The organism is Bacillus cereus group sp. BfR-BA-01524 (genome assembly GCF_022662595.1).
GTDB classification, from domain to species: Bacteria; Bacillota; Bacilli; order Bacillales; family Bacillaceae_G; genus Bacillus_A; species Bacillus_A thuringiensis_S.
The window spans coordinates 1-204 of sequence record NZ_JAKUDW010000523.1; the positions used below are offsets into that span (position 1 = coordinate 1).

Genomic DNA, 204 nt, shown 5'->3' on the forward strand with positions numbered 1-204 from the left:
CACCACGGGACCATTTGGTTGCGGGGACAGGATTTGAACCTGCGACCTTCGGGTTATGAGCCCGACGAGCTACCGTGCTGCTCCACCCCGCGACAATATGAAATTTAAAAATGGAGGAGGTAGAGGGATTCGAACCCCCGCGCGACTCTCGCCGCCTGTCGGTTTTCAAGACCGATCCCTTCAGCCGAACTTGGGTATACCTCC

At 56.9% G+C, this 204-nt stretch carries 2 tRNA genes; both read right to left on the reverse strand.

Annotated elements, in window-relative coordinates:
• Nucleotides 1-15 precede the first annotated feature (15 nt).
• Nucleotides 16-92: transfer RNA gene (locus MR170_RS32160), tRNA-Met, on the reverse strand.
• A 19-nt stretch (nt 93-111) separates the two neighbouring features.
• Nucleotides 112-204 (reverse strand) — tRNA-Ser (locus MR170_RS32165).